Here is a 13,730-nt window from a genome sequence, read left to right as displayed (position 1 = left end):
GAGTCGATACGTACAGCTCGTAGACTGCTCCGTGCCTGCGGCCGCGGCGAGGGTCGAAAGCTTCTCGAATGCAGGGCCGACGAGAGGACCGAAAGAGGACCAACGACTCTGTGTGACCGCACGTCGGTGCTCGATGCTGACTCCATGACCACAACAAGGACGAGCGACGCCGAGCTCGAGGATCGTATACAGCTGGAACTCAAGTGGGCGCCCGGCCTGGACAAAACACTCATCGAGGTCGCTGTCGCCGACGGCAGTGTCACGCTCACCGGTAGCGTTGTGGACTTCTCTCAGATCGGAATTGCCGAACGCGCGACCTGGAAAGTGCCGGGGGTGGTTGCGGTGGCACAGGACATCGGAATCATGAACGACAGCATTCCGGTCAGCGATACTGACATCGCGCACAATCTGGCGGTAGCGCTCGGCAAAGTCCAGGCAATCCCCGCCGGTGCAGTGCACTCCACCGTCACGCGCGGATGCGTGTTCCTCGGTGGCGTCGTCGCATGGGACTTTCAGTCCGCCGCGGCAGAACGCGCGGCAGCATCCGTGCCCGGTGTACGGCGGGTGCGCAACTCCATCGAGGTGAGTCCGTCGGCAGCGGCGGAGCACATCGGTCGCCACATCGAAGCAGAGCTCGAGCACGACATGGCCGACGAGATGCACCGCATCTCTATCTCGGCCGACGGCGCGGGTCATGTCGTGCTCGCGGGAACAGCTCGGTCCGTCGCCGAATGCAACGCAATCGGACGCGCGGCGCGGCGCGCGGCCGGCGTCGAGACAGTCCGAAACCTCGTTCGAGTGGTGACTTGAACCGCTCGGCTTCGATCACGCCTGGAACCGTCCGTCCTTGCATACCCTTTCGAAGAAAGCAGCACACCGACATGCGAATCTTGATTGCCACCGCGAGCCGCCATGGATCCACTCGACAGATCGCCCAATGGATCTCGTTGTCGTTGACGAAGGCGCTCGCCCGGTCCGACCTGGAAACTGACATCGATGTGCGTGATGTCGCCGACGTCGACAGCATCGCAGAATACGATGCCGTGATCATCGGCAGCGCGGTCTACATGGGGCGATGGTTGCGAAGCGCGCGCAAGCTGGTCGCCCGCGAGCAGGCCGAGCTCGAGACGAGACCCGTCTGGTTGATTTCGAGTGGTCCGATCGGCGCACGCGGGTCCTCCGAGCCACACTCATCATGGGACGAGGCGTCCTGGGCCGAGGAGCACCGAGTGTTCGGGGGAAAGCTCGACCTGTCGACGCTCTCGGTCCGCGAGCGTCTCGTCGTCCGGCTTATCCGCGCACGCGACGGCGACGACCGCTCGCGCGACGATGTCGAGGCCTGGGCCCGCGAAATCGGTGCACGACTTGCCGCCTCGACCCCTACGGCAACAGTCACGTGAAGGCTACGCCACACGATGGTGTGCGGGTGGTGCGGCGACCGAGAATACAATGCCGCGGAGGTTCGAGATGAACAGGTGGAGAACACATCCCGGCGTTCGAACGGGAAATGATTTGACCGCCGGAGAGCGTGCCGCGGACTACGTACGGAACGGCATGGGTTCCTGGCCGTTCGTCTTTGCGTTCCTCACCACGATGGGTGTGTGGGCTGCGTACAACGGCAACGACGGGTTCGACCCGTACCCCTTCATACTCCTCAATCTCTTTCTGTCCATGGTCGCAGGCCTGCAAGGGGCCATATTGCTCATCTCTGCCAAACGCGCAGACTCGGTAAGCAGTGAGGTTGCCGTGCACACGTTGTCCAACACCGCGACTTTGCGGGAGATGATCGAAGCGAACACTGCACTGACCGAAGCAGTTGAGGGGTTGGCATCAGAGATCCACGAGCACGTATGCCCGTCCAGATCACCACGCGCGGCGGTAACCCGGCTCGGGGTGATGTCACCGCAGACAGACGACAGCCGAGGATGACACCGAGCTTGCAAGTCGACTCTGCGTACATCGACCTGTTTTGGCTCCCGCTCGGAGCGGGCGGACACTCCGTTCGATGGAACGGCCGCATTTTCGAGTGGATCAACGCTCGAATCGAGCACCGTTCTCCGCACGATCTATATCACTCGGCACTCGTCGTGCACCTACCGACGACAAGCTATGTCATCGAGATGACCCCCGTCCGGCCGCGATCGAAACTCGGCCGGGGTGTAGTCGCAACGGGACCGGTCGGACTGCGCATGCTGGGGCAATCATCGTGGTTCCGCTACGAGATCCATCGCTGGGAAAGCGGAACTATCGCAGACAAATCCGAATCAGTGCAGAGTCCCCGGCGATTGACGGTCGACGAGGAACAATGCGTGCGCGCACACCGCGTGGTGTCGGAGGTACCGACATCGACATGGGGCCGAGACGAACTGGGGACCGGTGACATGTGGAACTCGAACTCGGTTGTTTCGTGGGTCCTGACCAGAGCAGGCGTCGACGCCACGACTATCACGCCTCCTCTTGAAGGTTCGGCTCCGGGGTGGGCCGCCGGCATCGTCGCGGCACTGCGAGGAGCCTGATCGCCCTGTCAATCGAACCCGAGAGCTGGTTCATGGGACCACGACGGCACGGCCGGTCAGAGTGCCCTCGGCGAGCCGACGGTAGGCCTGGGCTGCGTCGTCGAGCGCGAATTCCTCGATATCGATCCGGAGAATTCCTTCTTTCGCAAGGTCGACGAGTTCGAACAGTTCGTCTCGGCCGCCCCAGTACGGGACGGAGACATTGGTTTCGTAGGCGCCGCGGAAGAATCCGACCTCGGCGGCTGCGTGTCCATCGCCCAACCCCACGATGGACACGTCCGATTCGGTTCCTGCAACCGCCATCGACAGATCGAGTGTGTTCTGGTAGCCGACGAAGTCGAACACTGCTGCAGCGCCCCCGGATCCTGTGATCTTACGGATCTTCTGCGCAGAATCGGCATCGGACAGAATCGTCTCGTGTGCGCCCACCTTCTCGGCTAACCGCAGCTTGTCCAGAGACACATCCACTGCCACTATCCGTGCCGGTGTCATGTGCCGCAGAAGTTGAATTGCAGTATGGCCCAGTCCACCTACCCCGATGACGACAACGGTGCTACCGATCCGAACCTTCGGCAACGACCGCTTGATCGCGTGATACGGAGTCAAGCCTGCGTCGGTCAATGGAACGGTCGCGACGGGGTCGAGGTCCCCGATCGGGATGAGATGCCGTGGCGAATCTACGAGCATCTTGTCGGCCATCGCTCCCGGCGAACCCAGACCAGGTGGAAAGATGCCGAGTTCGCCAGCCCTCCCGCAATAGTTCTCCATCCCTCGGGCGCACTGTCGGCATCGACCGCATCCCCACGGTCCGTACACGATGACGTCCATTCCGACCGGGAAGTCAGCAACACCATCGCCGACTGCCGCAACCCGGCCCGCGCCCTCATGGCCGAGAGTGAGAGGAAGCCCGAACGTGTACTGATCTTCTCCCAGACCCATGATGAACGCGTCCGAGTGACAGGCCCCTGCTGCAGTGATGTCGAGCAGGACCTGGCCCGGGCCGGGCACTGGGTCGGGAATGTCGACCAGCTCAGGTGCTTGACCCACACGTCGGTACTGGAGCGCTCTCATCGCGAGGTCCCTTCGGTTTCCGTGTCGACTGATACACGGCCAGCGTGCCTGGACCCGGGTGGTCCGTACAGGGCAGAAAGGCCCCCGAGAAGGGGACATTTACCGACCACTCGTGCGCAGAAGAGCCCTGTCGAGGAGTCCGGGTCGACGCAAAGATCGAACCCATGACGCAACCGGAAACCACACACCCGAACACGATCGTCGTCGGAGTCGACGACTCGGCTTCATCCCGGGTCGCGGTCAGATGGGCCGCCGCCTACGCCGATGCAAGTGGGAGCACGCTGGTCTTGATGCATGCCGGGGTGGCATCGGGGACCTCGCTTTCCGATGCGGTCAATCTTCGCAGCGGGCGTACGTCGAGCGCGCGAGCGCAAGCGCGATCGACTCTGGCCACGGCCAGAGTCGTCGCGCAGTCGGTTGCTCACACGTCTCTCGAGATCGAGACGGTGCTCGAAGCCGACCGTCCGGCTCAGGCCCTGGCCGAACTGGCGTCGACAGTGCGAATGATCGTGCTGGGTTCCCACACCCGAGGTCTCTTCGCGCGGGCTGTGTTCGGTTCGGTCAGTGCAGCTGTCGCCTCGACCGCACGGTGCCCGATCGTGGTAGTTCCCGAACGCTTCACACCGAGCGACAGTGCGGGCGGAGCATCGGTCGTCGTCGGAGTCGACCATTCGCCACACGATGATGCGGTGCTCGAGGCCGCGTTCGATCAAGCTGCGTGCCTGCACACCAGAGTCCATGTCGTGCACGCGTGCGACGGGCCTGATGCCGGCGCGGTGTTCAGCGAAATTGTCGAGCGCGCACCACATCACGATCCCATCACGGCCGCCAAGAGATGGCTCGACGAACGCGTCGAGCCCTGGGCTCGGAGATACCCGCCTGTGCAGGTGTCGACGTCCGTGGTCGAGGACATTCCGTCGCATGCCTTGCTCGGTTGCGCCGGACACGCCCAGTTGATCGTGGTCGGGGCCCGAAACCGGGGAGTTTTACCTCCCCTGGTGATGGGCTCGACGAGCCGCGCCGTCCTCCATCATTCGGTGATCCCGACGATGATAGTGCCCGCTACCTGACGCCGCGAGCCGACGGACGCGCCCCTTGGCGCGCGCGTCGGCTCGTCCGAATGGTTCAGGTGCGGTGACTACTCACCGGTCCGGCAGATCAGAACCGGACACCGCCCGTGGTGTGTGAGATTGCTGCTTGTCGACCCCAGCACGAGTCGTGCAACACCGCGCCGTCCGTGACTACCGACTACGACCAGCTGACACGTCGCGGACAGATCGGTCAATGCCCGAGCAGCGCCGCCTTGCCGAACCACGTGTTCGACCACTACGTCGGGATACTTGTCCGACCACCCGGCAAGGCTCTCGGCCAGAACGGCTCGTTCTTCCAGTTCCAGTGCGGGCCAGTCGATCAGACCGGGAAGCGTGACGCCCCCCGTACGGGACACTGCATCCCAGGCGTGCACAGCGACCAGTGGCACACCGAGGTGGGATGCGAAGTCGAAGGCGAACTCGACGGCAACTTCGCTGGTCGCACTGCCGTCGACCCCGACCGCTACGGGTTGTTCGGATCGGTCACCGGTGTCGGAATCGCGCCACACCACAACCGGACAATGGGCCTCGTCTGCAACGACTCTCGCTGTGCTCCCCAGCAAGATTGACGTCAACAATCCGGATCCGGAACTGCCGACCACGATCAGTCGCGACGTATGTGAGAGGGCAACGAGCATGTCGGCAGCCGGCGCCGTGTCGACTCCGGTACTGACGGCCAAGTCCGGATGACTCTCTCGGATGGCTGCAGCCAAGGCGGCCACGGTGCCCTCGGCTGTGCGCCGCTGCTGCTGCCACACATCGGCTGGAATCACCACCGCGGATTCGGCCATGTAGAACGTCGGGTCCTGGACGGCGCTGACGATGTGGAGTGGCGAGTTCAGGTGCACGGCCGCGGTCGCTGCCCAGTGAGCGGCGCGCGTACTGTGTGCCGAGCCGTCCACTCCCACGACCACTCGCTGGTGATTGGCAAGAATCATGAACACTCCTCGTGTCGAGTGCGGGGAGAGGCTCGTCTGTCCCTGAGCCTTGCCCGCTCCGAATCGCATCCCGGCTTGGGTGCGGGTTCCATTCCACGTCGACAACGCCGTTGCTGCACAGAGCACTTGGTCCTCGGCGGCAGGGGCTCTGGTCCCGCGCCGACAGGGATCACCTCGACGCGGGCCGATCGCGACCGGACGGGTACGCGTTCTCTGTGGTCAGAATGGCGGACAGTTGCAATCGCGGAGTAGGTCTCGGTGCATGTCCCGCAGGTGCTGCACCGAGCCGAACGAGTACCTGCGGAACCCCGCTGTCCGGAGCCAATGACTCGACCAGAGCACGACTACCGGACTGTTCGGTCATGTGAGTGAGGGGGCAGGTAGCCAACCCGTCGACCGTCGCTTCCAACAGAATCGACGACAGCACCTGCCCGCAGTGCATCCAATCGAGCAGATGATCTGTTGGAGTACTGAGTAGGACAACGGTCGATTCGTCGAGAACATCAGCCCCCGGTGCCCGATTCCGGACGTCGTGCGGCGCCGGAAAGCTACGACCGACAGCCACATTCGTCGTTTCCGATCGATCGGCCAGCGCACGGTCCGGGATACCTGTTCCGGCGAACGAATGGCCCGCCCACCAACGAAGTTCGGCCTGGTAGGTGGCGTCGTACCTGCGCACTCCTGCGCTCGACATCGACGCCTCGGCAAGGGTTCGGCGTGACTGTGGCGTCAGGACGGAAACCGTCGTTCCGCGCTGGGCGGCGTCGGCGCGTGCGGCCGCACCGACGACCAGGCTGTCGGATGCTCGAGTGAACGGTCGTCGATCGGAATGCCGCCTGTTGATAGCGCTCAACAGGTCGAACTCGTGCGATTGTGGATGCGCGCCGTGCACGAATCGAATGCGGGCGAGGTGATCAGGTCGACCAGGGATCGGAAGCTCGAGAACGTCCGCGGACCAGCGAAAGGTGACCGCAGCTTTCCGGAGATGGTCGAGCGCCGCTCCGCAACTGATCACAAGTTGCCGTCCGGTGGGATCGATCGTGTCGAGCAATCTGGATCGGTCCGTATGGAGGTCGAGGTAGCCGTCCCGGTAACTCCACTTCCAGGGTTGACTGTTGTGTACCGAGGGCGCCCGGCAGGCCAGCTCCACCATCATCTGCACCACCGACGAATCCGGATGAGAGAACATCGAAATACCCCTTGTCTGCGGACCCCACAGTGCGCGTGGCCGTCAACGCTGTCGAGGCTCAGTCTCGGCGTTCGGCGGAGCGATTCGGCAGTGCCGATCGTCCTCGAATCGAGGGGCTTTGTGCCACGCGGTCCACCAGTGGTCGACAGTAAGCTTGCGGGACCGAGCACGGAAGGAGCCGTCGTGATCACTGTTTTCCTTGTCGACGACCACGAAATAGTACGACGCGGCCTCATCGACCTCATCGACTCCGACCCGGAGTTGACCGTCGTCGGCGAAGCAGGAACTGTCAGCAACGCGTTGGCACGTATCCCGGCTCTCCGACCGGACGTCGCTGTGCTCGACGTGCAATTGCCGGACGGTAACGGGATCGAACTCTGCCGCGAACTGACATCGGTCGTACCCGAGCTTCGTTCTTTGATGCTCACGTCCTACACCGAGGACCAGGCGATGCTCGACGCCATCCTGGCCGGCGCCAGCGGGTACATCGTCAAAGACATCAAGGGAATGGACCTGACGGCTGCCATCAAGGACGTCGGTCACGGGAAGTCCCTACTCGACAATCGCGCGGCCGCAGTACTGATGGACAAATTGCGCGCATCGCAGGAAGTGGCGTTGCCTGGCCCACTTGCGGCATTGACCGACCAGGAACGGGCGCTGCTCGCTCTGCTCGGCGAGGGTCTGACCAACCGTCAGATTGCCGCGCGAATGTTTCTGGCGGAGAAGACCGTCAAGAATTATGTCTCCCGCCTTCTGGCCAAACTCGGGATGGAGCGGCGCACACAGGCGGCGGTGTACGCGTCCAAACTGGACACATAGTGGCATGAAGCGACATCCGAGGGTCGTGACGCGCATACTGTCCGCGTGGTCGGAAACCCGTACGACACCGGGCACAATTACACCGGTGAATTGAAAGGCACGCTGTCGCAGCTGCGCCTGCGCGAGTTGCTGGGCGAAGTTCAGGAGCGAATCGGCAAAATCGTCGACGCCCGAGAACAACTCGACGGCCTGCTGCATGCAATGCTCGTCGTCTCCAAAGGGCTCGATCTGGAACATACGTTGCGGACGATCGTCGTGGCGGCGACCGAACTCGTCGATGCCCGGTACGGAGCACTGGGAGTACGTGGCCACAATCATGAACTGAGTGCCTTCATCTTTCATGGAATCGACGAGGAAAGCGCCGCGCGTATCGGTCCGCTGCCCACCGGCGGTGGTGTTCTCGGCCTGCTCATCGACGAACCCCGCGCAATCCGTCTCGACCACCTCTCCGATCACCCGTCCTCGATCGGTTTTCCTCCCGGCCACCCACCGATGAACTCGTTTCTCGGCGCCCCGATTCGTGTGCGCAACGAAGTGTTCGGCAACATCTACCTCACCGAGAAGAACAACGGGCACTCATTCACCGACGACGACGAGGCAGTCATCCAGGCCCTGGCGTCCGCGGCGGGCGTCGCCATCGAGAACGCGCGCCTGTACGACGAGGCTCGCACCCGTCAATCGTGGCTCGAAGCCACCCGCGACATCGCCACCGAACTGCTCGGCGGTACCGACGCCGATGTGGGCCTGCAAACCGTCGCAGACAAAGCCCGGGAGCTGACGGACGCCGACCTCGCGTTCATCGCGACACCCGACGACCCGGACGCGTCCCCGGAGAACGTCACCGAACTCTTGATCGGGATCGCGTCCGGTTCCCCGATGGATCACCCGGACAACATCCTGGGCAGCGCGCTTCCGGTCTACGGGTCGACATCGGGTACGGCGTTCCGCAGCCGTTCACCCCTGCGAGTCGACCGACTCGAGTACAACGCCACAGCAGCCACGCAGGCCGCGTACGGCCCCGCACTCATCTCGCCTCTGCAGGCGTCGGATCGCGTCGCAGGAGTGCTGGTCGTACTACGAAGGTCCAACCGAACCCCCTTCGACGACGATCAACTCGATTTGGTATCTGCGTTCGCAGATCAGGCCGCGGTCGCTGTTCGGATGGCCACCGACGCACGGAGGTTGCGGGAATTGGACGTTCTGGCCGAACGCGACCGCATCGCCCGAGACCTTCACGATCGGGTCATCCAGAGAATTTTCGCCGCCGGACTGTCGCTGCAGAGCACCGTGCAACGAACAGCCGACCCCGCACTTCGGACACGCCTGTCCACAACGATCGACGATCTGCAGGACACGGTCCACGACATCCGATCGGCCATTTTCGACCTTCAGACCCCAGACGCCACTCTGGGATTGAGGCGGCAGATCAACGACGTCGTCGAGGAAATGACCGCCGGCACCGAGCTACGAACATCGGTACGCGTCACCGGCCCGCTCTCCGCCGTCGACTCGACCCTCGCCACACACGCGCTGGCCGTCCTACGCGAGGCCATCAGCAATTGCGTCCGTCACGCCGACGCCCGAAATCTCGTCATCGCATTCGACGTCGCGGACGACCTCAGAATGGAGATCACCGACGACGGTGTCGGCATCCCGGACGGAGCAGCGACGAGCGGTCTGAAGAACATGCTCTCACGTGCGGTCGACAACGGCGGCAGCATGACGACCGGACCCGCGAACGCAACGGGCGGCACAAAACTCACCTGGTCAGCGCCGCTCCCCTGATCAGGCACCGATGGTTCTGAGGGCACAAAGCCTCTACTCGGGTGCGATGCAGACGACGACACTCGACGCCATCGTGTCACCGACCGAAGGGGAGTCCGTCATGCATCAGGTGAGCCATCCGATCGAAGTGCGAGAACTCAGCAAGAGCTACGGCGGCAAGATCGTTGTCGACAATCTCTCGTTCGTCGTCGAGGCCGGCGCCGTGACCGGTTTCCTGGGGCCGAACGGCTCGGGCAAGTCCACCACCATGCGTTTGATCGTCGGGCTCGACCACCCCACTCACGGTTCGACCTCTATCGGTGGTGTCAACTATGTTCAGCTCCGCCATCCGCTGCGCACTGTCGGCACTCTGCTCGACTCCGAGGCGGTACACGCGGGACGATCGGCCTACAACCACCTTCTCTTTCTCGCTCGAACACAACTGATTTCGACATCCCGCATCGACGAGGTCCTGGAACTGGTCGGTCTACGCGAGGTCCGGGACGAACGCGCGGGGTCATTTTCCCTGGGTATGCGCAAGCGGTTGGGACTCGCGGCTGCGATGCTGGGCGATCCGCGTGTATACATCCTGGACGAACCCATCAACGGTTTGGATCCAGACGGGATCTACTGGATGCGCAATCTCATGCGACATTTGGCAAGTGAAGGGAAGACGATATTCGTCTCCAGCCACCTGATGGGTGAGATGGCGCAGACAGCGGACAATCTGATCGTGATCGAGCACGGGCGGCTCATCGCGCAGTGCACCACCGAAGAGTTGATCGCACGCACCAGCCACGCATCTGTCGTGGTCAAATCGTCTGATCCCTCCGGACTCGCCGAGTTCATTGCGGCAGAGGGCGGCCGTGCCACTATGGAGTCTCACGACGCATCGACCGTGCGCGGAATATCGGCTCGCCGCGTAGGTGAACTAGCCGACCTGCACGGCATTGTGGTCTACGAACTCAGGCCCGTGGAAGCCACGCTGGAAGACGCATTCATGGCGCTCACGCATCCCCCTACCCACATGAACTGCCCCCGCTGGTATCGGCGACCTTCGAAGGACAAACGAGATGAGCGCCACCGTATCTCTGGCCGATTCGCTTCCGTCGGTTCGACGCAGTTCCGAGATCTATGCCCTGCTGCAATCCGAATGGACCAAACTCGTATCCTTGCGATCGACTGTGTGGTCACTCGCTCTGTTCGTTCTGATCACCATCGGCTTCACGGCACTGTTCAGTTGGTTCACAATCGCCTACTGGGACAACGTGGATCCGGTAGCACAGACACAAATCGTCGCCGACCCTGCGCGACAGATTCTGGGTGCCGGCTTTCAACTCGGACAGCTCGCCGTCTGTGTTCTGGGCGTACTCGTCGTCACCAGCGAATACTCCAGCGGCACCATCCGAGCAAGTCTGATGGCCGTGCCGAAGCGACTCCCCGTGCTGGTGGCCAAATCGGTACTCTTCATGGCCGTTGTCTTCGTCGTCAGCGCGATCGCCGCGTTTCCAGCGTTCTTGCTAGGGTCCGCGCTGATGAGCTCGCGCGCTTCGGTCTCTCTGAGCGATCCGGGCGTCTTCAGGGCGGTGATCGGTGCGGGACTGTATCTTTCACTGCTCGGCGTGATGGCTATCGCGATCGGCGCGATGGTCCGACACACTGCCGGGGCCGTCACCGGGATAATCGCTTTCGTCCTCGTGCTGGCGCCATTGGCTCAATTGCTTCCGGGGACTGTGGGTCACCACATCCAAGCCTATCTGCCCTCTCAGGCCGGCAGTTTGATCGCCTCACCCATGCAGGCGCCCGGCGATCTCCTGTCACCGTGGCAGGGATTCGGAGTCGCGGCGATCTGGGCAGCAGCGCTGATATGCCTCGCCGCATACTTGCTCCGGCGCCGAGATGCATAACCGCCGAGGACCGTCAGGCTCCAGCCTCGCTCCCACGCAGAGAAGATCGCGGATCGGGTTGGCGACGAACAGTACTCTCCAGTCCCTCGGCGGTGCGGCACTCATCGCTTTTCATCTGATCGCAGCAAAGCCGCTGCGGCGGTGGCGAACAACGTGGGGCGCATCCATCTCGGAGATAGGCGAGGTGTTGCCCGGTGATGATTCGGTACCCACGCCGTCCTGGACCTACACGCATGCGGTTACCGTCGACTGCTCGGCGCGGCAGTTGTGGCCGTGGTTGGTTCAGATAGGACAGCAACGCGCGGGTTTCTACAGCTATCGCACTCTCGAGAACATGGTCGGCTGCCACATCACCCATGCGGAGGGAATCGATCCGGCATTTCAACACCTCGATGTAGGCGACCTCGTTGCACTACACCCGAAATCACCGCCGTTGACGGTGACGATTATCGAGCACGAGACGACGCTGGTTCTGGTCGGCCCTGGTCCAACACTGCTGGACAGCGCATTGTGGTCGTTCCATCTCCGACCCGCCGCCGACGGTGGAACGAGGTTGATCGAACGAGGAAGATACGCGCACGGTGGGTCGTTGGCCAGTCGCCTTACTTTCGGCCACTCGCTCGTCGAACCGATCGGATTCGTCATGAGCAGAAAGATGCTGCGCACGCTCCGGTCCAACGCCGCAGCACGCCCTGAAAGGCGAACCAACTCGGCGAGGACCCGAAGCACTTGGTTTCGAATGACCAATTCCTCTCGACGAGAGGACATTCGGCGGCTGCATCGATCGAGACGAGTCGATACGTTCGTGTGCGGGCGCGAAAGTCGTGCACCATCGGAACCGGAGGCCGCAACCCGGTCGGGGTGAACTGTTGGTCGATGTCGAGGCGTGTGGTGTGTGCAGGACAGACTTGCACTGAGTCGAAGGGGATCTTCCTGTTCATCGGCCTCACGTGACCCCGGGCCACGATGTGGTCGGCCGGGTCGCGGAGATCGGACCTGCGACCGCGTCCGACTTCCAGGTCGGGCAGTTGGCCGGAATCCCGTGGCTTTGCTACACGTGTGGCACTTGCCCGCACTGCAGGACAGGACATGAGAACTTGTGCAGTGAGTCCAGATACACCGGTTGGGACGAGCACGGCGGGTTCGCCGACTGGACGACCGTGCCTGAGGACTATGCCCTTGCACTTTGCCTGAGGACTATGCCCTTGCACTTTCCGACGGTTACACCACAACGGAACTCGCCCCGCTGTTGTGTGCAGGAATCATCGGATATCGAGCACTGTCTCGAGCCGATCTCCCACCATGCTACAAACTCGGACTGTATGGTTTCGGGGCAAGCGCCCACATCGTCGGCCAACTCGCGCACTCCGAAGGCACGATTGTGCACGTGATGACCCGGGAATCTTCCGCCAGGGAACTTGCCTTGTCTCTCGGACTCGAATCTGCACAGGACACATATGACTCGCCACCCGAAAAGCTCGACGCTGCCGTTGTTTTCGCTCCGGTGGGAGACATCGTCCCTGCGGCACTCGCGGCACTGGCACCGGGCGGCACCCTGGTGTTGGCCGGGATCCACATGAGTGATGTTCCTGTGCTGAACCACGAACAGCATCTGTTTCACGAAAAGACAATTCTCAGCATCGAGGCGAATACGCGGGAGGATGCCCGAACCTTTCTGGAGCGATGCGGAGACACGCATCTCGACGTGACCACTACACGTTACGATTTCGAGCAAGTTCCGGTTGCTCTCCACGATTTGAAACACGGACGTTTCGCCGGCGCGGGCGTCATCGTGATGTAACTGGTCCGGATCTGCGGGTCGTTACCTCACGGAGCTGCTCGGGACAACAGGATCTCATCAGATGACTTAGTGCTCTGCCGAGGTTCGAGGCTCCGTTCGTAGCGTCGTTGTACGCACCGAAGGGATACTCCCTCGTGCAGCGAGGAGACCGATCGCATGTCCGATCTCGACGATCCCCAGCGTGGTCGAAATCTCGAATTCTGTGGGCAACCTCTGACGATCGCTCAGGCGCTGACAGCGTGGACGCGCCATCTCGACCACGAGAGAGCGCTGATGCGCAGCCCCCCTCGCGGAGCAGCTTCGTGCGGTCGAAGACCGAATCCGGGAGATGATGCGCGAGCAACATGTCACGGACCCCGAACAACTCTCCGCGAGCTCTCTCCATTCGCTGTCCCTCGGTGGTTCCGATGCTTGATTCAGTGCTCTGTCACCTGTGATCAGCCCTATAGTGTGCCGGGGCGGTACGGACTCACCTCCGCGGAGGCCGACAGACCATCAAAGGAACTTTCGCTTGGTACAGCAAGTTTCTGCTTGTCGAACCAGCTATCGCACCCACCAGCCCCGTGTGTCCTCTACTCCCGACGACAATGAGCTGGTTGTCCTCGCTTGCGTGCATGAGGGTGTGCGCCGGGCT

The 13,730-nt window shown here is 62.5% G+C and carries 14 protein-coding genes and 2 pseudogenes; 11 read left to right on the top strand and 5 right to left on the bottom strand.

Going from position 1 to position 13,730, the window contains the following annotated elements; genetic code table 11:
- Nucleotides 1-144: 144 nt before the first annotated feature.
- The 4 genes from CH289_RS28155 (at nt 145) to CH289_RS03355 (ending at nt 2,516) form a co-directional block, all read left to right on the top strand.
- Nucleotides 145-810: a BON domain-containing protein gene (locus CH289_RS28155; protein ID WP_179276710.1), complete on the top strand. Its 666-nt coding sequence runs from the start codon at nt 145-147 to the stop codon at nt 808-810.
- A 71-nt stretch (nt 811-881) separates the two neighbouring features.
- Nucleotides 882-1,400 carry a flavodoxin domain-containing protein gene (locus CH289_RS03365; protein WP_094727253.1) on the top strand — a complete coding sequence of 173 codons (519 nt, stop codon included), beginning with the start codon at nt 882-884 and terminating at the stop codon, nt 1,398-1,400.
- 112 nt (nt 1,401-1,512) lie between these two features.
- Nucleotides 1,513-1,929 carry a DUF1003 domain-containing protein gene (locus CH289_RS03360; protein WP_230593868.1) on the top strand — a complete coding sequence of 139 codons (417 nt, stop codon included), beginning with the start codon at nt 1,513-1,515 and terminating at the stop codon, nt 1,927-1,929.
- Nucleotides 1,930-1,937: 8 nt separating this feature from the next.
- Nucleotides 1,938-2,516 (top strand): hypothetical protein, encoded by a 579-nt coding sequence (locus tag CH289_RS03355; protein WP_218828441.1) that lies wholly within the window; start codon nt 1,938-1,940, stop codon nt 2,514-2,516.
- A gap of 30 nt (nt 2,517-2,546) precedes the next feature.
- Here the strand turns inward: CH289_RS03355 and CH289_RS03350 are convergent, their stop codons facing one another.
- Nucleotides 2,547-3,587 (bottom strand): NAD(P)-dependent alcohol dehydrogenase, encoded by a 1,041-nt coding sequence (locus tag CH289_RS03350; protein WP_094727251.1) that lies wholly within the window; start codon nt 3,585-3,587, stop codon nt 2,547-2,549.
- Nucleotides 3,588-3,751: 164 nt separating this feature from the next.
- Between CH289_RS03350 and CH289_RS03345 the strand changes: the two genes are divergently transcribed.
- Nucleotides 3,752-4,657: a universal stress protein gene (locus CH289_RS03345; RefSeq protein ID WP_094727249.1), complete on the top strand. Its 906-nt coding sequence runs from the start codon at nt 3,752-3,754 to the stop codon at nt 4,655-4,657.
- 68 nt (nt 4,658-4,725) lie between these two features.
- Here CH289_RS03345 and CH289_RS03340 read toward each other — a convergent pair whose 3' ends face one another.
- Both CH289_RS03340 and CH289_RS03335 read right to left on the bottom strand, forming a co-directional pair.
- Nucleotides 4,726-5,616, bottom strand: a complete 891-nt coding sequence (locus CH289_RS03340) for a universal stress protein (protein ID WP_037181956.1) — start codon at nt 5,614-5,616, stop codon at nt 4,726-4,728.
- 169 nt (nt 5,617-5,785) lie between these two features.
- Nucleotides 5,786-6,805 (bottom strand): Acg family FMN-binding oxidoreductase, encoded by a 1,020-nt coding sequence (locus tag CH289_RS03335; RefSeq protein ID WP_052059982.1) that lies wholly within the window; start codon nt 6,803-6,805, stop codon nt 5,786-5,788.
- Between the two features lie 183 nt (nt 6,806-6,988).
- Between CH289_RS03335 and CH289_RS03330 the strand changes: the two genes are divergently transcribed.
- Both CH289_RS03330 and CH289_RS03325 read left to right on the top strand, forming a co-directional pair.
- Complete coding sequence (locus CH289_RS03330; protein WP_037113915.1) at nt 6,989-7,624, top strand: response regulator; 636 nt, start codon at nt 6,989-6,991, stop codon at nt 7,622-7,624.
- A gap of 45 nt (nt 7,625-7,669) precedes the next feature.
- On the top strand, nt 7,670-9,409 hold the full coding sequence (locus tag CH289_RS03325) for a GAF domain-containing sensor histidine kinase (RefSeq protein ID WP_052059981.1): 1,740 nt from the start codon (nt 7,670-7,672) through the stop codon (nt 9,407-9,409).
- A gap of 76 nt (nt 9,410-9,485) precedes the next feature.
- Here CH289_RS03325 and CH289_RS28615 read toward each other — a convergent pair whose 3' ends face one another.
- Entirely contained in the window at nt 9,486-9,692 is a 207-nt protein-coding gene (locus CH289_RS28615; protein ID WP_244164907.1) for a hypothetical protein, read from the bottom strand.
- Here CH289_RS28615 and CH289_RS28610 point away from each other — a divergent pair.
- The 4 genes and pseudogenes from CH289_RS28610 to CH289_RS28980 form a co-directional block, all read left to right on the top strand.
- A pseudogene (locus CH289_RS28610) lies at nt 9,612-10,076 on the top strand (ATP-binding cassette domain-containing protein); the annotation flags it as partial. The gene CH289_RS28615 and the pseudogene CH289_RS28610 sit on opposite strands and share 81 nt — an antisense overlap.
- A 385-nt stretch (nt 10,077-10,461) precedes the next feature.
- Entirely contained in the window at nt 10,462-11,295 is an 834-nt protein-coding gene (locus CH289_RS28605) for an ABC-2 transporter permease (protein ID WP_037161743.1), read from the top strand.
- A gap of 58 nt (nt 11,296-11,353) precedes the next feature.
- Nucleotides 11,354-12,160: a hypothetical protein gene (locus CH289_RS03310; RefSeq protein ID WP_244164874.1), complete on the top strand. Its 807-nt coding sequence runs from the start codon at nt 11,354-11,356 to the stop codon at nt 12,158-12,160.
- Nucleotides 12,093-13,096 (top strand): annotated as a pseudogene (locus CH289_RS28980) (zinc-binding alcohol dehydrogenase family protein). The gene CH289_RS03310 and the pseudogene CH289_RS28980 overlap by 68 nt, the downstream one beginning before the upstream one ends.
- A gap of 469 nt (nt 13,097-13,565) precedes the next feature.
- Here the strand turns inward: CH289_RS28980 and CH289_RS28975 are convergent.
- Nucleotides 13,566-13,712, bottom strand: a complete 147-nt coding sequence (locus tag CH289_RS28975; protein ID WP_371828313.1) for a universal stress protein — start codon at nt 13,710-13,712, stop codon at nt 13,566-13,568.
- Between the last annotated feature and the right edge of the window lie 18 nt (nt 13,713-13,730).

Source organism: Rhodococcus sp. RS1C4, from assembly GCF_002258225.1.
GTDB lineage: Bacteria > Actinomycetota > Actinomycetes > Mycobacteriales > Mycobacteriaceae > Rhodococcoides > Rhodococcoides fascians_E.
This window is presented reverse-complemented; position numbering and strand designations above follow the sequence as displayed.